Consider the following 23289-nt stretch of genomic DNA (forward strand, 5'->3'; position numbering starts at 1 on the left):
CCGGAGGACCGGCACCGACCGTGGGCGCGCCTTCGGGTATGCGCGTGGGCAGCGCGCCGTTCTGTTCGGGTTCGCGTACGTGTGTGTGGTGGAGACGGTCGTGATGTCCGTGCTGCTGCACCGCTGGCCGGCCGTGCACCGGGTGGTGCTGTTCCTGGGCGTGTACACCGTACTGATCGTCATCGGCCTGCACGCGGCGTCCGTGGTCCGTCCGCACGTGCTGGAGCCCGGAGCACTGCGGATCCGCAAGGCCGCCCATCTCGACCTGCGGATACCGCTGGACCGGATCGCGGCCGTACGGCGGGAGCTGCGCACGGCCCACAGGAAGGCCGACGGCGAACTCGACGTCGAGATCGGCGGGCAGACCACGGTCACGCTGGAGCTGGCCGAACCCCTCACGCACACCACCTTCCTGGGCCGGCGGCACGAGGTGCGCGTCGTGCGCGTGTACGCGGAGGACGCCGGCACCCTCGTAGCGGAGATCACGCAGGTGCGAAGCGCACCTTTGCCGCTGCCGGATCTGCCTGGGTGAGGCGGACCTGCAGGCGTTCGCCGAGCGGGAGGGGGCGGTCGCTCTCGATCCGGCCGATGACCGCGGGGGACTCCAACTGCACGGTCCCGACGGTCGGGTGGCGTTCCTCCAGGTCCACCACGACGCCCGTGAAGACCTCCCCGACCCGGTCCTTGAGCAGCGCGGCCTCGACGATGTCCACGCACTGCCGCTCCACCGTGCCCGCCCGCCGTGCGCCCTCGGCCATCTGCGCAGGCAGCGCGTCGAGCGCGGCGAGCACCCAGTCCGGCGGGTCCTGGTCGGCGACGGCGGTGAGGCAGATCTCGGCGGCGTACCGGTCGGTGAGGCGGCGCAGGGGGGCCGTGCAGTGGGTGTAGGGCGCGGCGACGGCGGAGTGCGTGGTGATCGGCGGGAGCGCGCCGTTGCGGAAGACCGTGTAGCCGGCGCCGCGCAGCAGGGTCGTGCACTCCTGCAGGAAGGCCGCATGGCGGGGGTCGTGCGGGTCGAGGGAGCGGACCAGTTCGGCGTACGAGACGTGGTGCGGCCAGTCGATGTGCAGGGCGTGCGCGGTGCGGCGGAGGCGGCCGACGGCGCCGTCGGGGGCGGCGGGCAGGGTGCGCAGGACGCCGGTGCCGTAGGAGAGCATCAGGTCGGCCGCGGCCATACCGGTGAGCAGGGAGATCTGCGCGTTCCAGCCGTCGGCGGGGAGCGGGGCGCGGTAGGCCGGTTCGTAGGTGTGGTCCCGCTCGACGATCTCCTGCTCGGGCACGCCCAGCGAGATGCCGCCGCGCTCGATCTCCAGCCGCTCGCGCAGCAGCCCGACGGTCTTCAGCAGGACGAGCGGCTCCTCGGCGGTCCCCGCGTCGATCTCCCGCTGCACGCCCGCGTAGTCGAGCCTGGCCCGGCTGCGGACGAGGGCGCGGCGGACGTCGACGGCGAGCGTACGGCCGTCCGCGTCGAGGTCGATCGTCCACAGCACGGCGGGGCGGGGCTGTCCCGGCAGCAGGCTCGCGGCGCCCTCGCCGAGGACCGCCGGGTGCAGCGGAATCCTCTCGTCCGGGAAGTACAGGGTCATCACCCGCCGGTGGGTCTCCGCGTCGAGCGGGCCGCCGGGTACGACGAAGGCGGCGACGTCCGCGATGGCGTACCGGAGGCGGTAGCCGGTGCCCTGCCGGGACAGGTGGAGTGTCTGGTCGAGGTCGGTGGCGGTGGGAGGGTCGATGGTGAGGAAGGGGATGTCGGTGGCGTCGTAGGACGGCAGTGCGGGGGCCTTGGCCGCCCGTTCGGCCTCGGCGAGGACCTCGGCCGGGAAACCGTCGGACACACCGAGCTCGGCACGCAGCGCGGCGAGGGCGGCCCGGAGGGGGGTGTCGGGGGCGCCGGTCACGCGGATGTGGCGGCGGGGCATACAGCGAGCGTAGGGCGGGGGTGGCGAGGTGGCACGCCGTAACCTCTGGTGCAGAGTCCTACGTAAGGAGTACGCGTGCTTGTCCTGCTGCCGCCCTCGGAAGGCAAGGCTCCTTCCGGCCGTGGCGCCCCGCTGAAGCCGGAGTCGCTGTCGCTGCCGGGGCTCAACCCCGCCCGCGAGGCCGTGCTCGACGAGCTGGTCGAGCTGTGCGCGAGCGACGAGGACAAGGCACGCGAGGTGCTCGGGCTGAGCGAGGGACTGCGCGGGGAGGCCGCCAAGAACGCGGAGCTGCGCACCGCCGGGGCACGGCCCGCCGGGGAGATCTACACGGGTGTGCTGTACGACGCCCTGGACCTGGCCTCCCTCGACCCGGCCGCCAAGCGGCGTGCCGCACGCTCCCTGCTGGTCTTCTCCGGTCTGTGGGGCGCCGTCCGGGTGACGGACCGCATCCCCTCCTACCGCTGCTCGATGGGCGTGAAGCTGCCGGGGCTCGGCGCGCTGGGCGCGCACTGGCGTGCCCCGATGGCCGCCGCGCTGCCCGAGGCTGCCGGGAGCGGGCTGGTGCTGGACCTGCGGTCCTCGGCATATGCGGCGGCGTGGCGGCCGAAGGGCGAACTCGCCGGGCGGACGGCGACCGTGCGGGTGCTGCACGCGCCGACCCGGAAGGTGGTCAGCCACTTCAACAAGGCGACGAAGGGGCGGATCGTCCGCAGCCTGCTGTCCGCCGGGGCGGCGCCGAAGGACCCTGCCGAGCTGGTGGAGGCGCTGCGGGACCTCGGGCACGAGGTGGAGGCGCAGCCTCCGGCGAAGGCGGGCACGGCGTGGGGGCTGGATGTGCTGGTGGACGAGGTCCATTGAGCATGCTCGCGTTGCAGCATATGCAACGGTCTTTGCGCATGCTGTATGCCCCGGGCACGATGACCTGCATGACCGTCTCTGTTCTTGACCTTGCTCCCGTCGTCCCCGTGGTCGTCGTCCGGGACGCCGCCGACGCCGTGCCGCTGGCGCGTGCGCTGGTCGCCGGGGGGCTGCCCGCGATCGAGGTGACGCTGCGGACGCCGGCCGCGCCGGACGCGATCCGGGCGATCGCCGGTGCGGTGCCGGACGCGGTGGTCGGGGCGGGCACGGTGATCACGCCCGCTCAGGTGACGGAGTCGGTGGCGGCGGGGGCGCGCTTTCTGGTGAGCCCGGGCTGGACGGACGTACTGCTGGAGGCGATGACGGCGTCCGGGGTGCCGTTTCTGCCGGGGGTGTCGACCACGTCGGAGGTTGTAGCGCTGCTTGAGCGCGGCGTGCGGGAGATGAAGTTCTTCCCGGCGCAGGCCGCGGGCGGTACGGCGTATCTGAAGTCGCTCGCCGGGCCGCTGCCGCAGGCGCGGTTCTGCCCGACGGGTGGGATCGGGCTCGCGTCCGCCCCGGAGTATCTGGCGCTGCCCAACGTCGGCTGCGTGGGCGGGAGCTGGATGGTTCCCGAGGACGCGGTGGCGGCGCGGGACTGGGGGCGGATCGAGGAGCTGGCCCGGGAGGCGGCCGGGCTTTAGGGCCTGTCCGGCGGACAGGCCCTAGGGCCGCAGGTGGGACGTGTCGTTGAGGAGGCGGACGCTGGCGTTGCCGTCGGCGTAGTACGCCACCACCGACAGGGACGCGGCCGACAGTTCCATACGGAACAGGGACTCGGGCGGGGCGCCCAGGGCCAGCCGTACGAACGTCTTGATCGGCGTGACGTGCGTGACCAGCAGGACCGTGCGGCCCGCGTACGCCGCGACCAGCTTGTCGCGGGTGGCGGCGATCCGGGTGGCGGTCGCCGCGAAGCTCTCGCCGCCGCCGGTCGGTTCGGCGTCCGGGGAGGCGAGCCAGGCGCTCAGGTCGTCCGGGTAGCGCTCGTGGACCTCGGCGAAGGTGAGCCCCTCCCACGCGCCGAAGTCGGTCTCGCGCAGGCCGTCGTCGAAGCTGACGTCGAGGCCGAGGCGGGCGGCGACGACACCGGCGGTCTCGCGGGTACGGGCGAGGGGAGAGGCGACGATCTCCTGGATCGTCCCGCGCCTCGCCAGCGCCGCGGCCACCCGCTCGGCCTGCTCCCGGCCGGCGTCGGAGAGGGAGGGATCGGTTCCGCCACTGCCCGAGAAACGCTTCTGCGGCGTGAGCGGCGTCTCGCCGTGCCGCAGCAGCACGAAGGTGGCGGGGGCGCCGAGATCGGGGGCACCCCAGCCGACGGTCGGCGTGGCCACGGCACGCGCGGCACGCACGTCGGCGTCGGTCTTCGTATGACCGCGGTCCGGCGTCTCCGCTGCGGGGGAAGCCGTTGAACGGTCCGGCGTACCCTCGGCCGCAGAGGGCGTAGAACGGTCCGCCAGCGCCGCGCGCACTCTCGCCGCGCCCGCCACCGCGTCCCCCGGCGGGCCCGACGGCTCGGGAACCGCAGGCCGGGCGACCGCCGACGCCGTCCACTGTTCGCCCCGGGCGCCCGCGTCCATCGCCTCGTTCGCCAACCGGTCCGCTTGCTTGTTCTGCTCCCGCGGAATCCACTCGTACGTCACCCGGCCGGGCGGAAACACCCGCCCCGCCTCCATGGCCAGCGGCTTCATGTCGGGGTGCTTGATCTTCCAGCGGCCCGACATCTGCTCGACGACGAGCTTGGAGTCCATCCGGACGTGCACCCGGGCCGTCGGGTCGAGGGTGTGGGCGGCGCGCAGGCCGGCCAGCAGACCGCGGTACTCGGCGACGTTGTTCGTCGTGGTGCCCAGGTACTCCGCAGCCTCCGCCAGCGTCTCGCCGGTCGCCGCGTCGATCACCACGGCGCCGTAGCCCGCGGGCCCCGGGTTGCCCCGGGAACCGCCGTCGGCCTCGACGATGAACTCCTGCACCCCGTACGCCCCTTACAGCCCCGACTCGGAGGTGCGCACCAGGATGCGGCGGCAGTTCTCGCAGCGGATCACCGTGTCGGGCGCGGCCGAGCGGATCTCGTTCAGCTCGGTGATGGCCAGCTCCTGGCGGCAGCCCTGGCAGGTGCGCTGGTACAGCTTGGCCGCGCCGATGCCGCCCTGCTGCCCGCGCAGCTTGTCGTAGAGCTTCAGCAGGTCGGCGGGGATGGAGCCCGCGATGACCTCGCGCTCCTTGGTGACCGAGGCCGCCTCGCCGTCCAGCGACTCGAACGCGGCGTCCCGGCGGGCGGTGGCGTCGTCGATCTTCGACTGGACGGAGGCGACCCGCTCGGTCAGCTCGCCCACCCGCTCCTGCGCGGACTCGCGGCGCTCCATGACCTCCAGGACGACGTCCTCCAGGTCGCCCTGCCGCTTGGCGAGGGAGGCGATCTCGTGCTGGAGGTTCTCCAGGTCCTTCGGCGAGGTGACGGCGCCGGAGTCGAGGCGCTGCTGGTCGCGGGCGGCGCGCTGGCGCACCTGGTCGACGTCCTGCTCGGCCTTGGTCTGCTCGCGGGCGCAGTCGCTCTCCTCGGTCTGCGCGGCCACGAGGAGGTCGCGCAGCTGGGTGAGGTCCTTGGTCAGCGACTCGATCTCGGCGTGCTCGGGGAGCGACCTCCGCTTGTGCGCCAGCTGCTGGAGGCGGACGTCGAGGTCCTGGACGTCGAGGAGTCGGATCTGGTCGGCGGGCGCGGCGTTCAGTTGGGGGCTCCTGCTGTCGAATCGGGTGAGGCCGCGTGGGCGGTCCAGGGGTCGGTGACCGTCTTGGAGACATGGACGCGCAGGTCCCAGCCGTGGCGGTCGGAGATCTCGTCGAGCTGGGCGGCGGCCAGCTCGCACCAGGGCCATTCGGTGGCCCAGTGCGCCGCGTCGAGCAGCGCGAGGGGACTGTGGGCGCGGGCCTCTGAGGCCGGGTGGTGGCGCAGGTCCGCGGTGAGGAAGGCGTCGACGCCGGCCGCTCGTACGTCGTCGAAGAGGCTGTCGCCGGATCCGCCGCTCACGGCGAGCGTGCGGACGGTCGCCTCGGGGTCGCCGGCGACGCGGATGCCCTGCGCGGTGGCGGGCAGGCACTGGGCGGCGCGCGCGGCGAGCTCGCGGACGGTCAGCGGATGGTCCAGTTCGCAGACCCGGCCCAGGCCCCGGCGGCCGTCGGGGTCGCTCGGGTCCGGCACCAGGGGTCGTACGACACGAAGGTCCAGCGCCCCGGCCAGCGCGTCGCTGACGCCCGGGTCCGCCGTGTCGGCGTTGGTGTGGGCGACGTGCAGCGCGATGTCGTTCTTGATGAGGGTGTGCACGACGCGGCCCTTGAAGTGGCTCGCCGCGACCGTCGTCGTACCGCGCAGGTAGAGCGGATGGTGGGTGACCAGCAGGTCGGCGCCCAGCTTCACCGCCTCGTCGACGATCCCCTGCACCGGGTCGACGGCGAACAGGACGCGGGAGACCTCCTGGTCCGGATCGCCCACGACGGTGCCGACCGCATCCCAGGACTCGGCCCGCTCGGCGGGCCACAGCGTCTCCAACGCGGCGATGACTTCAGACAGACGGGGCACGGGGACAGGCTACCTGGCTGATCCGCACGGCCTGAACCGCTGCCGCCGCCGACATCCCGCCCAGCACACCGGCCCCCCTCACCTCAGGCGAACCGGCACCCGGCCACCCTTATGTGTGAAGCGGTCGTCGGGTGGTCCCACGTCTGTGCGTGCGAAAACTAGCGTCGTCGCCGGAGGTGACCGAACGATGACGGCCTGTGCGACGGAGCCTGCCACCGACCAGCACGACGACTGGTCCCGGCCGGCGGGCTGCGTGATCACGGTGGACGGCTCGTACGCCGCACGCCTCGCCCGTAGCGGCGACTCCTTGTTCCCGGAGCGCTGGACGCTGGACGGACCCGAGCCGTACGCCGTGCCGCTGCCCGGCAACCAGCCCGAGGAGCCCGGCACGGAGGTGCAGCCGATGGGTGACGGACGGGTGCTGATCCGCCGCCTCACCGACGGGCGGCACACCTTCTCCCTGCTCTACCCGACCGGGCCCGGCACCGGCGAACTCCCGCTCGGCGCGGTCGAGTGCCCCGACGACGGCACCCGGCTGCGGCTGCTGCCGCCCGCGCCGGGCGGCGACCGGGCCTACGCCCTCGCTGTCGGCCGGCTCTCCAGTGCCGTGTGGCTGGTGGCGGGCGGCGCCTTCGGGCCGGAGCACCTCGCCGAGATCCCCGGGCGCTGCTCCGGCGGGGTGTGGCTGGACCGGACGGGGCGGATGCTGGCCCTGGACCGGGAGTCCGACGGCCGGACCAAGGCGGTCGTGGTGGATCTGGGGCGGGACGGCGAGGTGTCGCCGCTGCTGCAGATCGCCGCCGACAGCGACGACCGGCTGCTGCTCGCCGACCCCGACAGCGGGCTGCTGCTCATCCGCTCCGACGCGCCCTGTCCGGGCGGCGGCGACAGGCTGGGCTGGGGGGTGCTGGGCAGCACGCTGCCGGTGCGGTTCCCGGAGTGCCTGCGGGTGGCCGCCGACTGTGCGGTGACGCCGTTCGCGATCGAGCCGGGGCAGGTGCTGACCCCGGAGAGCTGCGGGGTGGGGCTGCGCATCGACGGCCCGGCGGGCAGTTGGGTCGGGGTGTGGCGGCCCGCCGACCGGCACGTACGGCATCTGGCCGCGCCCGAGGGGTGGTTGGCGGGTGCCGGGCTGTGGACGAGGGACGGGGTGCTGCGGCTTCCGTACGCCACGGAGACGGTGCCGTGCGGTGTGGCGGCGTGGGCGGTGCCCGGGGAGGCGCCGGCGCCCGCGGACACGGGGGACACGAGCCCGGGGGATCCGGTCCCGGACGGCGCGGCTCGCGCCTTCGCGGAGCCGTCGGAACCGGATCCTCCGGAACCTGTTGCCTCGCGTCCGGTGCCGTTGCAGCAGGCGCCGCTGGCAGGGCGTATGGCGAGTAGGTAACGAAGTAGTGGCGGTCGGCGTGTGCGCCTGGATTCGGCCCGAGGTGTCCCGGTTAAACTCGCCCGGCTGTTTGAAAGATCATGTTGACGGGGTGAATTCTTCCGATGAGCGACGCCAGCACGTCCCAGCCGCTGCCCGCCGACCGCCAGGAGCCCTCCGGCCACGGCCGGCACCGGGGTCCGGTCTCAACGCACGACACCGAGTCGGCTCCTCGCGGACGGCACCGCAAGCCGGTGGAGCAGCAGTCCGAGACGGCGGCCTGACGGCACGTCAATCGGCTTGGGTACGGCCCCGTTCACCTCACGGTGAGCGGGGCCTTTCCATGCAGCCCTTCCACGCCCTACCCCCGTTTCAGCCCCAGCACCTCCACCGCCGCAAACGTCTCCCCCTGCGGCCGGTCCGCGTAGTGGGGCGTAAGCAGCGCGTCGAGTTCGTCGTACGTGAAGGTGTCCTGCTTGCTGTCGAACTGCGCCCGCACCCGCGGCCGTTCGACGACGGCCACCATGCCGCCGTGCACGACGAGCAGCTGCCCGTTGATCCGCGCGGCGGCCGGCGAGGCCAGATAGCCGACGAGCGGGGCGACATGCTCGGGGGCGAGCGGGTCGAGGCCGTCGGTGCCCGCCGGTTGGAACACGTCCTCGGTCATCCGGGTGCGGGCGCGCGGGCAGATGGCGTTGGCCGTCACGCCGTACTTGGCGAGCGCGAGGGCCGTGGAGGTGGTCAGGCCGACGATTCCGCCCTTGGCCGCCGCGTAGTTGGGCTGTCCCGCGGAACCGGCCAGGAACGCCTCCGAGGAGGTGTTCACGATCCGCCCGAACACCGGCCCGCCCGCCGCCTTGGACCGCTCGCGCCAGTGCGCGGCCGCGAACCGGGTGGTGTTGAAGTGGCCCTTGAGGTGGACCCGGATGACCGAGTCCCACTCGTCCTCCGCCATGGAGAAGACCATGCGGTCGCGCAGGATGCCCGCGTTGTTGACCAGGACATCCAGCTTTCCGAACGTGCCGATCGCCAACTCGACCAATTGATTCGCCTGTTGGAAGTCGGCGACGTCCCCGGTGTGCGCGACGGCCGTGCCGCCCGCCGCCCGGATCTCGGCGACGACCTCCTCGGCGGGTCCGGCGGACGCTTCCCCGGTGCCGTCCCGCCCCGGCTGTCCGAAGTCGTTGACGACGACGGCGGCGCCGAGCCGGGCGAGTTCCAGCGCCTCGGCCCGGCCGAGCCCGCGTCCGGCGCCGGTGACGATCGCGGACAGTCCCTCGAGTGGCAGTGACATGAGGCCCCTTCGGCTCGGGTTCGGCTCAGATCTCGATGCAGGTACGCAGCGCGGTGCCGGTGCGCATCTGGTCGAGGGCCTCGTTGATCTCGGTGAGCGGCACCCGGTGGGTGATCAGTCCGGCCAGGTCGATACGGCCGGCGCGCCAGAGGGCGATGGTCCGCTCGTAGGAGCGCAGGACGTCTCCGCCGCCGTACATCGAGGGCAGGATCCGCTTCTCGTCGAAGAACAGCTCGAACATGTTGAGCTGGAGGAAGTCGTCCATGGCCCCGGCGCCGACGACGACGAGGGTGCCGCCGCGCCGGGTGTTCTCGTACGCCGTGCGGGCGGTGGCCGACCTGCCGACGACCTCGAAGACGTAGTCGAAGCCCTCGCCGCCGGTGACCTGCTGCTTGACGTCGGGCAGCTCGTCCGGTGAGACCGCCCGGCCGGCCCCGAACTTCAGCGCGGCCTCGCGGCGGGCCGGCACCGGGTCGACGGCGACGATCTCGGCGGCGCCCCGCAGCCGCGCGCCCTGGATCGCGGAGATACCGACGCCGCCGCAGCCGATGACGGCGACCGACGAACCCGCCTCCACGTCGGCCGTGTTGAGGGCGGCGCCCAGCCCGGTGGTCACCCCGCAGCCGATGAGGGCGGCGATGTCGAAGGGCACGTCGTCGGGGATCGGCACCGCGCAGCCGGCGTCGACCACGACCTCCTCGGCGAAGGTGCCGGTGCCCGCGAAGCCGAAGAGGTCCCCGCCGGAGCGTTTGTAGTTGGGGGTGCCCGCGTTCATGAACCCGGCCAGGCACAGTTCGGTCTGTCCGCGGCGGCAGGCGGGGCAGGCGCCGCAGGCGGGCAGCCAGCAGACGACGACCCGGTCGCCTGCTCGGAGATGGCGCACTCCCTCGCCCACTTCGAGGATCTCGCCGGCCCCTTCGTGCCCCGGCACGAAGGGCGCCGGCTGCGGCAGTACGCCGTTCATCGCCGACAGGTCCGAGTGGCACAGCCCGGTCGCCCGCACCCGGATGCGCACCTTGCCGGGGCCGAACCCCACCGCCTCGACGTCGTCGAGGACCTCCAGCTTGTCCTGACCTATCTCGTGCAGTACGGCTGCGCGCATGGTGCGGCTCCCCTCAGGAGTGCTTCACGAAGAGTGCTTCACGAGTGCTCGACGATGGTGTCGGCGAGAACGGGCACGTCACCCCGCTCGACCGCGCTCACGGCCACCCGGACCGCTGCCGCCTCCTGCCGCCACATGCGGATGCGCAGCGTCTCGCCGGGATACACGACCCCGGCGAACCGCGTGGTGTACGAGCGCACCCGGGTCACATCACCGCCGAGCAGCGTGTCGACGACCGCCTTGAGTGTCATGCCGTAGGTGCACAGCCCGTGCAGGATGGGCCGCTCGAACCCGGCGACCTTGGCGAACTCGGGGTCGGCGTGCAGGGGGTTGTAGTCGCCGGAGAGGCGGTAGAGCAGGGCCTGGTCCTCGCGGATGTGCCGCTCGACGGTACGGTCCGGCGCGCCGGTCGGGGGTTCGAGGCGCGCGGACGGCCCGCGGTCGCCACCCCACCCGCCCTCCCCTCGTACGAAGATCTGCGCGTCGTTGGTCCACAACGGCCCGTCGACGTCGGCGACTTCGGTGCGCATGACGAGGACGGCGGCCTTGCCCTTGTCGTACACGGCAGCGATACGGCCGGTGGCGGTGGCGGTTCCCCGCACCGGGATCGGCCGGTGGATCCGCAGTGCCTGACCGCCGTGCAGGACGCGGGCGAGGTCGACGTCGACACCCGGCATGGACAGGCTGCTGATCACGCCGGGCGAGCCCGCGCCCGCGACGGTGGCGAAACTGGGCAGCACATGCAGCCGGGACTCCAGGGTGTAGCGCAGCTCGTCGGGGTCGGTGGCGGGGACGCCGGCGCCGATGCCGAGGTGGTAGAGCTGGACGTCCTTCTGGTCCCAGGTGATCTCGCCGGTCCGGGGTTCGGCGGCGAGCGCCTTGGCTGCGTCGATGGGCATGGGGCTCCTGTCGTCTCCAAGACCCCGGTACGGCCGTCCGCACCGTCGGCCGCACCGAGGTCGTCACGGGCCGTTCTAGAACGCGTTCCAGTCCGGCGCCCTCGTTATAGCCGAGCACTCCGCACTTGTGAAGGCTCCTGACGTGGTGTCAGCTTTCCAGGGGAGCTCGGGATCCCCTGGTCCCCTCAGGACTTCTGGGCCCCGCTCGGCAGCGGGGGCACCATGACCCTCGCCGACTCGTAGGCCTTACCCTTCGGCGCCAGACACACGAACCAGTCGACCGGGGAGCCCTCGACGGAAGTGATCGCGGCTTCGTCGGTGCCCACCGTCCTGCCTGCGTCCGCCCTGCGGAACTCGGTGCTCGTGCCGTCCTTCCACGTGCAGCTGATGCCGACGGCCCCCTTAGCCACCTGGCCGACCACCAGACGGTCCGGGCCACTGGTGTCCGGGTCCAGGGGGACAGCGGCGGTGACGAGGGTCGGGTCCTGCGAGGTCTCGTCGAAGGCGTTCTGCATGATCTCCGAGTAGGCACCCCCGAAGGTCATGCCCACGAAGTACGTGCTCCTGCCGACGAGATCGGACGCCGTGTCGACGCCGTTGGGCCGCATGCCGTACTCGTCCATCGCCTCCAGCTGGGCCCGCGCCTGCTGCTCGTCCTGCGGCGCCGTCCACAGGTCCAGGGTCACGCTCCATTCCGTGCCCTCCTCCCTTCCGACCGCCAGAGCGGTCGACCGGGGCTTGAGCAGGTCGGCCGACACGGACGGCGTCGTCGCCACCGCCGCCCCCCTGTTGCCGTCCTCGCCCGGCACCCCCGCAACCGCCAACGCCCCCGTGGACCCCCCGATCACCAGCGCCGTGACGGCAGCCGCCGCCCACCGCCGCGCCCTGCGCCGACGGCCGCCCCGGATCACCGCCTGCGTAGGGGCTATGCCGATCTCGACCTCGTCCGCCGCCTCGGCCAGCAGGAGGGCGATGTCCCTGTGCGTCATGTCGAGGTTCGTCTCCCGGTCCGCGCTCATCACTTCCGCCCTCCGTACGTCACCGTCTCCGCCAGACCCGGTATGGCGCGCAGCTTCGCGATCCCCTTGGCCGCGTTGCTCTTCACCGCGCCGACGGAACAGCCCATCGCCTCCGCCGTCTGTGTCTCGGTCAGGTCCTCCCAGTAGCGCAGGACCACCGCCTCCCGCTGCCGGGGCGGCAGTTGGGCGAGCGCCTTCAGCAGGGTGTTGCGGTCGTCGGCCTGGGCGATGCGGTCACCGGTGTCGGCCACCTCGCGCACCAGGCCCGAGTCGTCCTTCGGCGCCAGGAACTCCCTGAGCCGCCTGCGGTGCTTGCGCGCGTGAGCGTTGATCATCACGCGCCTTACGTACGCCTCCGGTTCGTCGGCCGAGCCGACCCTGCGCCAGGCCACATAGACCTGTTCGAGCGTCGACTGGACCAGGTCCTCCGCGGCGTGCTGCTCCCCCGTGAGGAGAAATGCCGTGCGCATCAGCCGCGGCCAGCGGCTGGTGACGAAGCTCTGGAACTCCGCGTCCCGAGCCTGTGTCCGTTCCCCCATGGGCACCTCCTAGATGATTGAAGGAGTCCATGAGCCACCCGGACCGTTGCCTCACTCCGTCGAGATTTTCCGCGGCAGCCACAGCAGCATCAGCAGCGTCCCGGCCACCAGCACCCCGGCACCCGTGCGGAACACCAGGGCGTACCCTTCCGTCAGCGCCCGCGCCGTACCGCCGGAGCTTCCCTCCGTCCGCGCCGCCGCGATCGTCGACATGACCGCGAGACCCAGTGAACCGCCCATCGTGCGGGATGTGTTGACCAGTCCGGACACCAGACCGGCTTCCTGCGGCGGCGCCCCCGACGTGGCCAGCGCGGCCAGCGGTGTCGCCGTCAGACCCGCGCCGAGCATCATCAGGACCCCGGGGAACATGATCGCCGTGAGGTAGGAGCCGTCCACGCCCATCGTCGACTGCCAGCCGAAGCCGACGGCCGCCACGACGGTGCCGAGCGCCGCGAGGTTGCGGGCCCCGAGTCGCGGCATGAACCGGGGTGCGAGCTTGGAGCCGACGACCACGGCGAGCGAGCTCGGCACCAGCGCGAGACCGGCCTCCAGCGGCGTGTAGCCCAGCACGTTCTGCGCGTACAGCGTCATGAAGAACCACATGCAGAACATCGCGGAGCCGCACAGGAACATCGACACGTTCGCCGAGGACACCGAGCGCCGCGCGAGCAGTCCGAGCGGCATCAGCGGCGCCGTCGTCCGCGCCTCGACGGCGAGGAAGAGCCCGATCATGGCGAGCCCGGCGACCAGCGGCACCAGCGTGGCCGGCGCCGTCCAGCCCTCGGCCTCCGTCTGCGAGATCCCGTACGCCACGGTCGCGAGCCCCGCCGTCACCAGCACCGCGCCCGGCAGATCGAGCCGGCGCCCGTCCCCGGCGCGGCTCTCGGGCAGGTAGCGGGCGGCCCCGAACAGCACCACCATGCCGATCGGCACGTTGATCAGCAGCACCCAGCGCCAGGACAGGATCTCGACCAGCACCCCGCCGACCAGTCCGCCCACGGCGCCGCCGCCCGCACCCACCGCGGTCCAGGTGGCTATGGCCCGCGCCCGGGCCGCACCCTCCGGCACCGCCGAGGTGAGGATCGTCAGCGTGGACGGCGCCAGCACGGCCGCGCCGAGCCCCTGCACCGCCCGCGCGAGCAGCAGCTGCCAGTCGTCCTGGGCGAGCCCGCCGCCCAGCGAGGCCAGCGTGAACAGCCCGAGCCCGAGGAGGAACATCCGCTTGCGCCCGTAGAGGTCGCCGGCCCGGCCGCCGAGCAGCATGAACCCGGCGAAGGCGATGGCGTAGGCGTTCACCACCCATTGCAGCCCCTGCTCGCTCAGCCCGAGGCCGGTCCGCATCGACGGCAGCGCCGTGTTCACCACGGACACGTCGAGCACGACGAGGAACTGCCCCGCGCACGCGAGCGCCACCACCAGCCACGTCGGCGGCGCGGTACGACGGGGCGCTTGGGTGGCGTCAGCGGCTTCGAGCATGCCCGTCATGGTCTCAACCGAGGAACACTCCTGGCATCGGGATTTCGCCCTAGGCCTCTCCGGCCGTCCCAAGAGAAGGTCAAGAATTCGTTAGCGGGCCAAAGCATCGGAATAGTTGCTCAGGCGCACCGAGTTCAAGCTACACATGACACGTACGACGAACGAGCAGCCCACCGGAAGAACGGCCAAGGGGGCCGTGGTCCCCGTACTCGCCTTCGCGGGCATCGTTGTCGCCGTGATGCAGACCCTGCTCGTCCCGGTCATCAAGGATCTGCCGCAGCTGCTGGACACCGCGCCCAGCGACGCCACCTGGGTCCTGACCTCGACGCTTCTCTCCGGAGCGGTGGCCACGCCGATCATGGGCCGCCTCGGCGACCTGTTCGGCAAGCGGCGGATGCTGATCCTCAGCCTCTCCGTGATGGTGGTCGGCGCGCTGGTCAGCGCCGTCACCAGCGCCCTGCTCCCGATGATCGTCGGCCGTACGCTCCAGGGCTTCGCGATGGGCGCGATCCCGCTCGGCATCGGCCTGATGCGCGACATGCTGCCCCGCGAGAAGCTCGGCTCGGCGATGGCGCTGATGAGCTCCTCGATCGGCGTCGGCGGCGGACTCGCACTGCCGGCCGCGGCCCTGGTCGCCCAGAACACCGACTGGCACACCCTCTTCTACGGCGCCGCCGGCCTCGGCGTCCTGGCCATCGTCCTCACCCTGCTCGCCGTACCCGAGTCCCCGATGCGTGCCGAGGGCTCCTTCGACCTGCCGGGCGCGCTCGGTCTCTCCACCGGCCTGGTCCTCTTCCTGCTGCCGATCACCAAGGGCAGCGACTGGGGCTGGACCTCCGCCACCACGCTGGGCCTGTTCGCCGCGTCCGCCGTCGTCCTGCTCCTGTGGGGCGTCTACGAGCTGCGCACCGCGGCCCCCCTCGTGGACCTGCGCACCACCGCCCGCCCCGCGGTGCTGTTCACCAACCTCGCCTCGATCATGGTCGGCGTCTCCTTCTACGTCGTCTCCCTCGTCCTCCCCCAGCTCCTCCAGCTCCCCACCAGCACCGGCTACGGCCTCGGCCAGTCGATGGTCGTCGCGGGCCTGCTGGTCGCCCCGCTGGGCCTGACGATGATGTTCACGGCACCCGTCTACGCCCGACTCTCCGCGAAGTACGGCCCCAAGTTCACCCTGATCCTGGGCCTGTCGATCATCGCCATCGGCTACGGCGCCGGCCTCGGTCTGATGAGCGCCGCCTGGCAGTCCCTCGTCATCGCCGTCCTCCTGGGCGCGGGCATCGGCCTCGCCTACTCCTCCCTGCCCGCGCTGATCGTCGGCGCGGTCCCGGCCTCGGAGACGGGCGCGGCGAACGGCCTCAACACGCTGATGCGTTCCATCGGTACGTCCGTCTCCAGCGCCGTCATCGGCATGGTGCTGGCCAACACGGCGAACACCGTGAACGGCGTGGAGATCCCGACCATGCACGGCTTCCGCGTCTCCTTCCTGATCGCGACCGGCGCCGTCGCCGTCGGCCTGCTGCTGGCCCTGTTCCTGCCGAAGCCGAACCGCGCACCCCAACTGCGGGCCAGCAGCGAGGAGGACGCCAACCTCGCCCGCGCCGAGGAGGTCCTGCGCGGCTTCCGCGGCCGCGTCCTCGACGCCGAGGGCACTCCGGTCGCCCGCGCGAAGGTGACGCTGATCGACCGGCGGGGGCGTCAGGCGGGCGCGACGCTCTCCGCGGAGGACGGCAGTTACGCCCTCGCGGTCCCCGCCCAGGGCGCGTACGTCCTGGCAGCGAAGGCCACCGGCCACGGCCCGCTCGCCTCGTCCGCGACCCACGCGGGCGACGACCGCGCGGTCGATGTGGACCTTTCGCTGCCGGGCGGGACGGTCTCCGCGCTCTGAGCAATCCGAGGAGATCTCTTCCCCTCGAATCCACCTGGCGTTCACGACCAGAAGGGTTTCCCCCCGCACCATCCATCTCTGCGATCTCCGTGTGACCGGAGATCAGCGGCACGCGCCTGACGGGGGTTCAGGGGCGGGAGGGGCGGGGTGGGATGATCGGGACGCTGTTCCGGAGCGAGGACGTGCCCGCGGAGGACAGGTTCGACCTCTGGCGAGAGCGCGTCGGCCGAACCGTCGCACCCGCCGACCTCACCAGTGACCACGCCGCCGACTACTGGGCGGAGCAACGGCTGTTGCAGCTGGGGCCGGTGACGGTGTGGCCGACGTCGTTCCTTCCGTCGCGGTTCCGCCGGAACGCGAAAATGGTGCGGCAGTCCGACCCCGAGCTGTACCACCTGAGGCTGGTGCTCGACGGAGGGCTGGCCGTCGACCACGACGGACGGTACGACACGTACGGCCCCGGCGACCTGTACCTGGCCGACAGCTCACGGCCGGGCGATGTGCAGTCGTACAGCGACGGCGAACGCCGCGCCTGCACGGGGGTAGGCGTGGAGGTCCCCAAGGCACTGATGCATGTGCCGCCCCACCGGGAGCTGTTGGGCAGACGGCTGTCCGGGCGGGAGGGAATCGGCGCTCTGCTGACGGGCTTCCTCACCGGCCTGGACCGGCAGGCCGACGCCCTGCGGCCGTCCGACGCACCGCGCCTGGGGACGGTCCTCCTCGACCTGCTGTCGGCCTGGATCGCCAACGTGCTGGAGACGGAGGACGCCCTGCCGCCGGAGACCCGGCAGTGCGCCCTGACCGCTCGCATCCAGGCGTTCATCCAGCAGAACCTGCACGACCCGAATCTGACACCGCCCGTCATCGCCGCCGCACACCACATCTCGCTCAGCTACCTGCACCGCCTCTTCCAGGAGGCGGCACAGGGGGAGACAGTCGCGGCCTGCATCCGCCGACGACGACTGGAGGGCGCCCGCCGCGACTTGGCGGACCCGGCCCTGCGCACGGCGCCGATCCACACCATCGCCACCCGGTGGGGCCTGCCCCGCGCCTCCGACTTCACCCGCGCCTTCCGCGCCGCGTACGGGATGTCACCCAAGGAGTACCGGCTTCAGGCGCTCGCCGTGCGGGAGTAGACGCACCGCCAAGTCTCAGTGGACTCACAGCTAACGACAGTCTCAACGATCAACTCGCATCCTGATCAGGCAGTTGCTGACGGATGCAATGACGAATGACGCATACAGAAAGGCTCTCTGACCTCCATGTCCATCAAAATGATCACTCGGGTCTCCGCGGTGGCCGCCGCGGCCGTCTGCGCGCTGGCCTTCTCCACTCCGGCCAACGCCGCGACCGGCTACAAGACGCTCCTCAACGGCCGCAGCGTCAAGTGCCTGGCCGTCCCCCACGCCAGCAAGGCCAATGGCACCGGCCTGATCCAGTGGGAGTGCAGCGGCGACAGCGAACAGCAGTGGGCACTGCAGCCTGTTGAGGGCGGCAACGGCGATCGCTTCCTCGTCAGGAACCTCAACAGCGACAAGTGCCTCGCCATCCCCAACGGCACCACGGTCAATGGCACCCAGGCGATTCAGTGGGAGTGCAGCGGCGGCCCGGAGCAGCTCTGGATCTACGACAGCATCCAGCGCCTGCGGAACGTGAAGAGCGACAGATGTCTGGCGATCCCCGGTAGCAGTACGGCCAACGGTGCCGAGGCCATCCAGTGGACGTGCTCCCTGAACGCCGATCAGCTGTGGCGCTGGTGACTCCGTGATGCATCTGCGCAGAAAGGCGGCCGTCACTCTGGCGGCCACCGCCCTCATAGGCGCGTCCGTGCTGACGGGCTCGTCACTGACCGGCTCGGCGTCGACAGCCGAGGCAGCCGAGGCCGCGGTCAACGCCCGCCTCTACAACCAGGGCACCGGCTTCTGTCTGGCCAACCCGGGCGCCGGCACGACCAACGGCACCGTGATGGTCCAGTGGACCTGCAGCTACAGCGACAGCAACTACTGGTCGCTCCAGCCGATGACCGGCGGCGGCTACCACGTCGTCAACAAGGCGAGCGGCAAGTGCCTGGCCATCCCCAACGGGAGCACGACCCCCGGCGTCAAGGCCATCCAGTGGGGCTGCGGCACCGAGCAAGGCGACGAACAGGTCTGGGTCCACGACGGCACCGAGCGGCTGAGGAACGCGAAGACCGGCCTGTGCCTCGCCATCCCCAACACCAGCACGACCGTCGGCACGGAGGCCATCCAGTGGGGCTGCAGCGACACGAACAAGGACCAGCAATGGCTGTGGTGACCCGCAAGCGGGCCCTGCCCGTACTCCTGACCGCACTGGTCCTCGCCGTCCTGACCGGCCTTCTCCTGCCGGGCCCGGCTTCCGCCGAGGGCACGTCGGGCGAGTCGAGCGCCCACATCAACACGGCCACCGAGGGCGACGGCCCCCGCACCCCCGACATCATCGCCACCAGCGCGAACAACGCGGTCGTGGCCTGGCGGGAGGGCATCGTCCCGGGCCAGGTCGACCACGGCTACATCCGGTACGCGTACACCACCGACGGCGGCACGAAGTGGAGTCACCCCCAGGTCCTCGCCCAGGACACCAGCGAATACTCCTGGCACTTCGTCGTCCTCTACCAGACGGGCAACGAACTCTTCGCCTACCTCGGCCGGACCAAGTCGTCGGACACCAACAACTCCGGCCTCCCGATCGACGCCATCGTGGTCAAGCGCAGCACCGACGAGGGTCACACCTGGCAGAACTACCCCGTCACCATGCCGCTCGACCTCCCGGACACGACCGCCGACGAGGGACTCGCGAACCTCATCTTCGCCGGCCGCCCGGTCCAGCTGGCCAACGGCAAGCACGTCATCCCGTTCTGGGCCTCGGGCCGCCAGAACGGCGTGCTGATCTCCTCGGACCTGAAGACCTGGACGGCCGGCGGCATCGTGCCGGACCCGAACAACCTCGACGCCGCCGAACCCCAGATCGCCGTCTCGCAGGACGACCCGAACAAGCTGGTCATGGTCGCCCGCAGCATCGGCACCCAGACCCGCGCGGCGACGGCCACGAGTTCCGACGGCGGTCTGACCTGGACGCCCTTCACGCTCGACACCAACCTGCCGAGCCTCAACTCCAAGGTTCAGTTCATCAAGGACAGCAACGGCCAGTACCTGTCCATCTACAACACCGCCACGAACCGTGACGTCCTCAACTACAAGACCAAGCGCCCCGGCGCCGCATGGAGCGCCGGCAAGTTCTTCGCCAACGGCGCGACGGCCGACAAGGACCCCGATCAGCAGGGCACCACGGGCGCGGGCTGGGACACGTACCCGATGGCCGACGAGTACGCCCCGGGCAAGTTCTATGTCGCCTGGGAGTTCGACACCTCCCGCATCAAGGTGAACAAGCTGGACATCTCCGACGCACCCTGATCCATCACCGCCGCCGTACCCCCCTGTCGCCCGTCGCCAGGGGGGTACGGCAGCATGGGGCGCCCAGACGTACGTACGACCGGAAGGCTCCTGCCCATGACCGCGGCACCCAAGCCCGAGATCCTCGCCGCGTTCGAGGCGGCGAAGGGGTTCATGCCCGTCGGGGAGGGGCTGGCGCTGTACACGGCGGCGGTGGAGGCCGCACGGCTCGGACTGCCGCTCCTCGAGGTCGGCACGTACTGCGGCCGCTCCACCATCCTCCTCGCAGACGCCGCCCGCGCCGCCGGCGTGACCGCGCTCACCGTCGACCACCACCGCGGCAGCGAGGAGCAGCAGCCCGGCTGGGACTACCACGACCCGGAGACGGTCGACCCCGAGCTCGGCCTGATGGACACGCTGCCCACGTTCCGCCGCACGCTGCACCGGGCGGGACTGGAGGAGCACGTGGTCGCCCTGGTCGGCCGCTCCCCGCAGATCGCGCGGTTCTGGAACTCCCCCCTCGCCCTCGTCTTCATCGACGGCGGCCACACCGACGAGCACGCGACCGCAGACTACGAGGGCTGGGCGCCGCATGTCGCCGAGGGCGGTCTGCTGATCATCCACGACGTGTTCCCCGACCCGGCGGACGAGTTCACCGGCCAGGCCCCGTACCGCGTCTACCTCCGCGCCCTCGCCTCCGGCGCCTTCACGGAGGTCTCGGCCACCGACTCGCTGCGGGTGCTGCGGCGCACGGGGGCGGGGATCTGAGCGGTCCCGCGAAGGGGTTCGCCAGCCGAACGGCGCAGGCCACCACCCATTGGGCCGCACACGGGCCGTGGGGTGGCGTGACCGGCAGCTAGGGTGGCAGACGTGTCGTACCGAGGCCCCGAATTCGATGACCTCCAGCCCCGCCGCCCCCGCCGCGGGGCACTGACCGTCGCCGTCGCGGCGCTGGTACCGGGCGCGCTGCTCGGGTGGCTGGTGTACGAGGCGGTGGGTGACTCCGGGGGCTCCGGCGGTACGCCGGGACAGGCGTCCGGGGCCTCGGCGAGCGCACATCCCTCCTCGCCCGCCTCCCCGACCGATGCGCCGGCCTCCGACGCCAAGGAGCCGAGCGCCTCCCCGACGCCCTCGGCCGCCAGTCCCCTCAAGGGCAAGGTCGTCGTCATCGACCCCGGTCACAACCCGGGCAACTTCCAGCACACGGCCGATATCAACCGCAAGGTGCACATTGGTACGAACTGGAAGGAGTGCGACACTACGGGCACCTCCACCAGCTCCGGGTACACGGAGGCAAAGTTCACCCTGGACGTCGCCCACCGCCTGCGCACACTGCTGCAACAGCAGGGCGCCACGGTGAAGCTGACCCAGGACGGCGACCGGCCGTACGGCCCCTGCATCGACGAGCGGGCAAAGATCGGGAACGCTGCGAAAGCCGACGCCGTCGTGTCCATCCACGCGGACGGGTCCGGCGCCGGGAACCGCGGGTTCCACGTCATCCTTCCGGCGTCCGTCCACAAGGGCGCCGCCGACACCCGGCCGATCGTCGGGCCGTCCCGCGACCTCGGCGAGCGCATCGCGGGAAGCTTCGTACGCGTCACCGGCAGCGCGCCGTCCAACTACGTCGGCAACGGCACCGGTCTCGTCACGCGTCAGGACCTGGGCGGTCTCAATCTGTCAACGGTTCCCAAGGTGTTCCTCGAGTGCGGCAACATGCGCGATAGCAAGGACGCGGCACTGCTGACCAGCGGCGCGTGGAGGCAGAAGGCGGCGCAAGGGATCTCTGACGGAATCGTAAGTTTCCTGCGCGGGTAGTCATCGGCGGGCTGATCCCGGCGGACAGCGCGATCGTACGGACGATAGTGTCATCCGTACGATGAGGGGCCACCCCCGCGCTTCACACCGGGGCCTGACGGCGACATGGTGACAGCGACGCCTCTACCGACGAGACGACCTACGAAGGACCTTTGAAGTGAATATCCGCTCCCTCACTCGGGGCGACGGCGTGGTGATCGGAGCAGCGGTGTTGCTGTTCATCGCGTCGTTCCTCGACTTCTACTCGTCCGACGGCGCTCCGGACGGCTTGGACATGCCCAGCCTGTGGGGCAGCGGCCCGGTGCTGATGAGCGTCGTACTGGCGGGTCTCATCGGCGCCGCGCTCGTCGTCGTCGGCCGCGGGCTGCCGCAGGCCCCGAAGGTCGCAGGGCTCGACCTCGGCCAGTTCGGCGTCGCCTTCACGGTGTTCGCCGCATGGAGCGCGCTCGGCAACGTCTTCGATCCAGCGAGCGCCGCCAACAACTTCGGCGGTGACTCCTCCGACGGCCCCGACGCCGGCACGGGCCTGATCCTCGCCCTCGTCGCCACCCTGCTCATGGCCGCCGCCGCCGTAGCCACCCCCCTGGTCCCCGCCCTCAAGGGTGCCCTCCTCCCGGCCCCGCGCCCCGCCGCCCCGCAGCCCTACGGCGGTCAGCCGCAGGGTGGTTACGGCTACCCGGGCGCCCAGCAGCCCGCCGGATACGGCGGGCAGCCGCAGCCGGGTCAGCCCGGTCAGCCCTACGGCGCTCAGCCCCAGCAGCCCCAGCAGCCGCAGCCGCCGGCCGGGGACTTCTCCCCGTTCTGGTTCGCGGTGCCGGTGCCGCGGCCGCTGTTCCCGGAGGACGGTTCGCCGACCCCCATCGCCGAACTCGCCCCGGGTACCTGGTACCTGGCCGTCGAGCAGCGCGGTCCGGCGCTGGTCGCGCAGACGCAGGACGGCCGCCGGGGTGTCCTGCAGGACACGACCGGTATCCAGCGCGGCTGACGTCGAGCCCGTAGCCGCACGGCCCCTCGCCCTTCCGGGCGGGGGGCCGTTGTCGTACAGTCGCCCCTCGGGAAACTGACACATCGTCAGGAGGCGGTATGCGGCTCGGTCTCGCGCTCGGATACTGGGGTCGCGGCCCTTCCCCCGACCATGTGGCGCTGGCGCGGGAGGCGGAGCGGCTCGGGTACGACTCGGTGTGGACGGCGGAGTCCTGGGGCTCGGACGCGTTCACGCCGCTCACCTGGATCGCCGCTCACACCTCGACCATCAGGCTGGGCACGGCGGTTGCCCAGATGGCGGCCCGGTCGCCGACCACCACCGCCATGCACGCGCTCACCCTCGACCATCTCTCCGGCGGGCGCATGACGCTCGGCCTCGGGCTGTCGGGGCCGCAGGTGGTGGAGGGCTGGTACGGGCGGCCGTTCCCGTCCTCGCCGCTGACCGCGACCCGGGAGTACGTCGACGTCGTACGGCAGGTCCTCGAGCGGCACGCCCCCGTCGAACTCGACGGACGGTTCCACCCCCACCCGTACCGCGGCCCGGACGCCACCGGCCTCGGCAAGCCGCTGAAGCCGATCACCCACCCCCTCAGACCCGATCTGCCGGTTCTGCTGGGCGCGGAGGGGCCGAAGAACATCGCGCAGACGGCCCGGATCGCCGACGGCTGGCTGCCGTTGTACTGGTCGCCACTGCGGACCGAGGTGTACGAGGCCTCCCTCGCCGGTGCTCCCGAGGGCTTCCTCGTCGCCCCCATGGCCAGGGCGCAGGTGTGCGCCGACGTCGCCGAGGGGTTGCTGCCGGTCAAGGCGATGCTCGGCTTCTACATCGGCGGGATGGGCCACGCCAAGCGCAATTTCCACGCCGATCTGATGGCGCGCATGGGGTACGAGGAGGAGGCCCGGCGGATCCAGGAGCTGTTCCTCGCCGGCCGTCGGGAGGAGGCCGTACGGGCGGTGCCCGACGCGTTCGCGGACGAGATCTCCCTCGTCGGCCCGCGCGAACGCATCGCGCAGCGGCTGGAGTTGTGGCGCAAGGGACCGGTGACCGACCTGCTGGTCCTGGCTCCCGACCCGCACACGCTTCGGGTGCTCGCGGAGCTCAACTCCTAGCTG

General features: G+C 71.8%; 23 protein-coding genes and 1 pseudogene. 14 read left to right on the top strand and 10 right to left on the bottom strand.

Annotated features, from left to right (window positions below; translation table 11 throughout):
* Position 1: 1 nt before the first annotated feature.
* Positions 2 to 532 (top strand): annotated as a pseudogene (locus ACFVJQ_RS15035) (hypothetical protein); the annotation flags it as partial.
* Here the strand turns inward: ACFVJQ_RS15035 and ACFVJQ_RS15040 are convergent.
* Positions 483 to 1919, bottom strand: a complete 1437-nt coding sequence (locus ACFVJQ_RS15040) for an RNB domain-containing ribonuclease (protein ID WP_385783966.1) — start codon at positions 1917 to 1919, stop codon at positions 483 to 485. The pseudogene ACFVJQ_RS15035 and the gene ACFVJQ_RS15040 overlap by 50 nt on opposite strands.
* A 75-nt stretch (positions 1920 to 1994) precedes the next feature.
* On the opposite strand from ACFVJQ_RS15040, the gene yaaA reads away from it, so the two are divergent.
* The gene (yaaA, locus tag ACFVJQ_RS15045; protein WP_385511954.1) at positions 1995 to 2777 is read left to right on the top strand and encodes a peroxide stress protein YaaA; all 783 of its coding nucleotides are present in this window, start codon (positions 1995 to 1997) and stop codon (positions 2775 to 2777) included.
* Positions 2778 to 2845: 68 nt separating this feature from the next.
* Positions 2846 to 3460: a bifunctional 4-hydroxy-2-oxoglutarate aldolase/2-dehydro-3-deoxy-phosphogluconate aldolase gene (eda, locus tag ACFVJQ_RS15050; protein ID WP_385511956.1), complete on the top strand. Its 615-nt coding sequence runs from the start codon at positions 2846 to 2848 to the stop codon at positions 3458 to 3460.
* A 21-nt stretch (positions 3461 to 3481) separates the two neighbouring features.
* Here eda and ACFVJQ_RS15055 read toward each other — a convergent pair whose 3' ends face one another.
* From ACFVJQ_RS15055 to ACFVJQ_RS15065, 3 genes are read right to left on the bottom strand one after another with little or no spacing between them, the layout of a single operon-like run.
* Positions 3482 to 4783 (bottom strand): bifunctional RNase H/acid phosphatase, encoded by a 1302-nt coding sequence (locus ACFVJQ_RS15055; protein WP_385783971.1) that lies wholly within the window; start codon positions 4781 to 4783, stop codon positions 3482 to 3484.
* 12 nt (positions 4784 to 4795) lie between these two features.
* On the bottom strand, positions 4796 to 5539 hold the full coding sequence (locus ACFVJQ_RS15060; RefSeq protein WP_385512076.1) for a zinc ribbon domain-containing protein: 744 nt from the start codon (positions 5537 to 5539) through the stop codon (positions 4796 to 4798).
* Positions 5536 to 6387: a Nif3-like dinuclear metal center hexameric protein gene (locus ACFVJQ_RS15065; RefSeq protein WP_385511960.1), complete on the bottom strand. Its 852-nt coding sequence runs from the start codon at positions 6385 to 6387 to the stop codon at positions 5536 to 5538. Before ACFVJQ_RS15065 ends, ACFVJQ_RS15060 begins: the two co-directional genes overlap by 4 nt.
* Positions 6388 to 6574: 187 nt before the next feature.
* Here ACFVJQ_RS15065 and ACFVJQ_RS15070 point away from each other — a divergent pair, with 187 nt between their 5' ends.
* Together ACFVJQ_RS15070 and ACFVJQ_RS15075 are read left to right on the top strand one after the other, a co-directional pair.
* The gene (locus ACFVJQ_RS15070) at positions 6575 to 7774 is read left to right on the top strand and encodes a hypothetical protein (protein WP_385511962.1); all 1200 of its coding nucleotides are present in this window, start codon (positions 6575 to 6577) and stop codon (positions 7772 to 7774) included.
* Between the two features lie 104 nt (positions 7775 to 7878).
* Positions 7879 to 8037, top strand: a complete 159-nt coding sequence (locus ACFVJQ_RS15075) for a hypothetical protein (protein WP_385511964.1) — start codon at positions 7879 to 7881, stop codon at positions 8035 to 8037.
* Between the two features lie 77 nt (positions 8038 to 8114).
* Here the strand turns inward: ACFVJQ_RS15075 and ACFVJQ_RS15080 are convergent, their stop codons facing one another.
* From ACFVJQ_RS15080 to ACFVJQ_RS15105, 6 genes are all read right to left on the bottom strand, one after another.
* Positions 8115 to 9047, bottom strand: a complete 933-nt coding sequence (locus tag ACFVJQ_RS15080) for a 3-oxoacyl-ACP reductase (RefSeq protein WP_385511965.1) — start codon at positions 9045 to 9047, stop codon at positions 8115 to 8117.
* A 25-nt stretch (positions 9048 to 9072) separates the two neighbouring features.
* Complete coding sequence (locus tag ACFVJQ_RS15085; protein ID WP_385511967.1) at positions 9073 to 10149, bottom strand: Zn-dependent alcohol dehydrogenase; 1077 nt, start codon at positions 10147 to 10149, stop codon at positions 9073 to 9075.
* Positions 10150 to 10187: 38 nt separating this feature from the next.
* Positions 10188 to 11048: a MaoC/PaaZ C-terminal domain-containing protein gene (locus tag ACFVJQ_RS15090; protein ID WP_385511969.1), complete on the bottom strand. Its 861-nt coding sequence runs from the start codon at positions 11046 to 11048 to the stop codon at positions 10188 to 10190.
* Between the two features lie 185 nt (positions 11049 to 11233).
* Entirely contained in the window at positions 11234 to 12067 is an 834-nt protein-coding gene (locus tag ACFVJQ_RS15095) for a hypothetical protein (protein ID WP_385783977.1), read from the bottom strand.
* Positions 12067 to 12606, bottom strand: a complete 540-nt coding sequence (locus tag ACFVJQ_RS15100) for a SigE family RNA polymerase sigma factor (RefSeq protein ID WP_385783980.1) — start codon at positions 12604 to 12606, stop codon at positions 12067 to 12069. Before ACFVJQ_RS15100 ends, ACFVJQ_RS15095 begins: the two co-directional genes overlap by 1 nt.
* Before the next feature lie 51 nt (positions 12607 to 12657).
* On the bottom strand, positions 12658 to 14091 hold the full coding sequence (locus ACFVJQ_RS15105; RefSeq protein WP_385783983.1) for an MFS transporter: 1434 nt from the start codon (positions 14089 to 14091) through the stop codon (positions 12658 to 12660).
* Positions 14092 to 14227: 136 nt separating this feature from the next.
* Here ACFVJQ_RS15105 and ACFVJQ_RS15110 point away from each other — a divergent pair, with 136 nt between their 5' ends.
* From ACFVJQ_RS15110 to ACFVJQ_RS15150, 9 genes are all read left to right on the top strand, one after another.
* Positions 14228 to 15967, top strand: coding sequence for an MFS transporter (locus ACFVJQ_RS15110; protein WP_385783986.1), 1740 nt, complete (start codon positions 14228 to 14230; stop codon positions 15965 to 15967).
* A gap of 152 nt (positions 15968 to 16119) precedes the next feature.
* A complete protein-coding gene (locus ACFVJQ_RS15115) occupies positions 16120 to 17103 on the top strand; it encodes a helix-turn-helix domain-containing protein (protein ID WP_385511977.1) in 984 nt (327 codons plus the stop codon).
* Between the two features lie 126 nt (positions 17104 to 17229).
* Positions 17230 to 17727, top strand: a complete 498-nt coding sequence (locus tag ACFVJQ_RS15120; protein ID WP_385511979.1) for an RICIN domain-containing protein — start codon at positions 17230 to 17232, stop codon at positions 17725 to 17727.
* A 7-nt stretch (positions 17728 to 17734) separates the two neighbouring features.
* Complete coding sequence (locus tag ACFVJQ_RS15125; RefSeq protein WP_385783990.1) at positions 17735 to 18262, top strand: RICIN domain-containing protein; 528 nt, start codon at positions 17735 to 17737, stop codon at positions 18260 to 18262.
* Positions 18250 to 19398 (top strand): sialidase family protein, encoded by a 1149-nt coding sequence (locus ACFVJQ_RS15130; protein WP_385783993.1) that lies wholly within the window; start codon positions 18250 to 18252, stop codon positions 19396 to 19398. The genes ACFVJQ_RS15125 and ACFVJQ_RS15130 overlap by 13 nt, the downstream gene beginning before the upstream one ends.
* Positions 19399 to 19494: 96 nt before the next feature.
* Complete coding sequence (locus tag ACFVJQ_RS15135; protein ID WP_385511984.1) at positions 19495 to 20145, top strand: class I SAM-dependent methyltransferase; 651 nt, start codon at positions 19495 to 19497, stop codon at positions 20143 to 20145.
* Between the two features lie 102 nt (positions 20146 to 20247).
* Complete coding sequence (locus ACFVJQ_RS15140; RefSeq protein WP_385511985.1) at positions 20248 to 21192, top strand: N-acetylmuramoyl-L-alanine amidase; 945 nt, start codon at positions 20248 to 20250, stop codon at positions 21190 to 21192.
* Between the two features lie 157 nt (positions 21193 to 21349).
* Entirely contained in the window at positions 21350 to 22177 is an 828-nt protein-coding gene (locus ACFVJQ_RS15145; RefSeq protein WP_385783997.1) for a hypothetical protein, read from the top strand.
* Between the two features lie 98 nt (positions 22178 to 22275).
* Positions 22276 to 23286, top strand: a complete 1011-nt coding sequence (locus ACFVJQ_RS15150; protein ID WP_385784000.1) for an LLM class F420-dependent oxidoreductase — start codon at positions 22276 to 22278, stop codon at positions 23284 to 23286.
* The last annotated feature ends 3 nt before the right edge of the window (positions 23287 to 23289 follow it).

This window comes from Streptomyces sp. NPDC127197 (assembly GCF_042672405.1).
Classification (GTDB): Bacteria; Actinomycetota; Actinomycetes; order Streptomycetales; family Streptomycetaceae; genus Streptomyces; species Streptomyces flavusporus.

Excerpts from the sequence above, each read along its gene's own strand:
- ACFVJQ_RS15040 (WP_385783966.1), bottom strand. The coding sequence starts at position 1,919 with ATGCCCCGCCGCCACATCCGCGTGACCGGCGCCCCCGACACCCCCCTC.
- eda (WP_385511956.1), top strand. The coding sequence starts at position 2,846 with ATGACCGTCTCTGTTCTTGACCTTGCTCCCGTCGTCCCCGTGGTCGTC.
- ACFVJQ_RS15070 (WP_385511962.1), top strand. The coding sequence starts at position 6,575 with ATGACGGCCTGTGCGACGGAGCCTGCCACCGACCAGCACGACGACTGG.
- ACFVJQ_RS15075 (WP_385511964.1), top strand. The coding sequence starts at position 7,879 with ATGAGCGACGCCAGCACGTCCCAGCCGCTGCCCGCCGACCGCCAGGAG.
- ACFVJQ_RS15080 (WP_385511965.1), bottom strand. The coding sequence starts at position 9,047 with ATGTCACTGCCACTCGAGGGACTGTCCGCGATCGTCACCGGCGCCGGA.
- ACFVJQ_RS15085 (WP_385511967.1), bottom strand. The coding sequence starts at position 10,149 with ATGCGCGCAGCCGTACTGCACGAGATAGGTCAGGACAAGCTGGAGGTC.
- ACFVJQ_RS15090 (WP_385511969.1), bottom strand. The coding sequence starts at position 11,048 with ATGCCCATCGACGCAGCCAAGGCGCTCGCCGCCGAACCCCGGACCGGC.
- ACFVJQ_RS15095 (WP_385783977.1), bottom strand. The coding sequence starts at position 12,067 with ATGAGCGCGGACCGGGAGACGAACCTCGACATGACGCACAGGGACATC.
- ACFVJQ_RS15100 (WP_385783980.1), bottom strand. The coding sequence starts at position 12,606 with ATGGGGGAACGGACACAGGCTCGGGACGCGGAGTTCCAGAGCTTCGTC.
- ACFVJQ_RS15105 (WP_385783983.1), bottom strand. The coding sequence starts at position 14,091 with ATGACGGGCATGCTCGAAGCCGCTGACGCCACCCAAGCGCCCCGTCGT.
- ACFVJQ_RS15110 (WP_385783986.1), top strand. The coding sequence starts at position 14,228 with ATGACACGTACGACGAACGAGCAGCCCACCGGAAGAACGGCCAAGGGG.
- ACFVJQ_RS15115 (WP_385511977.1), top strand. The coding sequence starts at position 16,120 with ATGATCGGGACGCTGTTCCGGAGCGAGGACGTGCCCGCGGAGGACAGG.
- ACFVJQ_RS15120 (WP_385511979.1), top strand. The coding sequence starts at position 17,230 with ATGTCCATCAAAATGATCACTCGGGTCTCCGCGGTGGCCGCCGCGGCC.
- ACFVJQ_RS15125 (WP_385783990.1), top strand. The coding sequence starts at position 17,735 with ATGCATCTGCGCAGAAAGGCGGCCGTCACTCTGGCGGCCACCGCCCTC.
- ACFVJQ_RS15130 (WP_385783993.1), top strand. The coding sequence starts at position 18,250 with ATGGCTGTGGTGACCCGCAAGCGGGCCCTGCCCGTACTCCTGACCGCA.
- ACFVJQ_RS15135 (WP_385511984.1), top strand. The coding sequence starts at position 19,495 with ATGACCGCGGCACCCAAGCCCGAGATCCTCGCCGCGTTCGAGGCGGCG.
- ACFVJQ_RS15150 (WP_385784000.1), top strand. The coding sequence starts at position 22,276 with ATGCGGCTCGGTCTCGCGCTCGGATACTGGGGTCGCGGCCCTTCCCCC.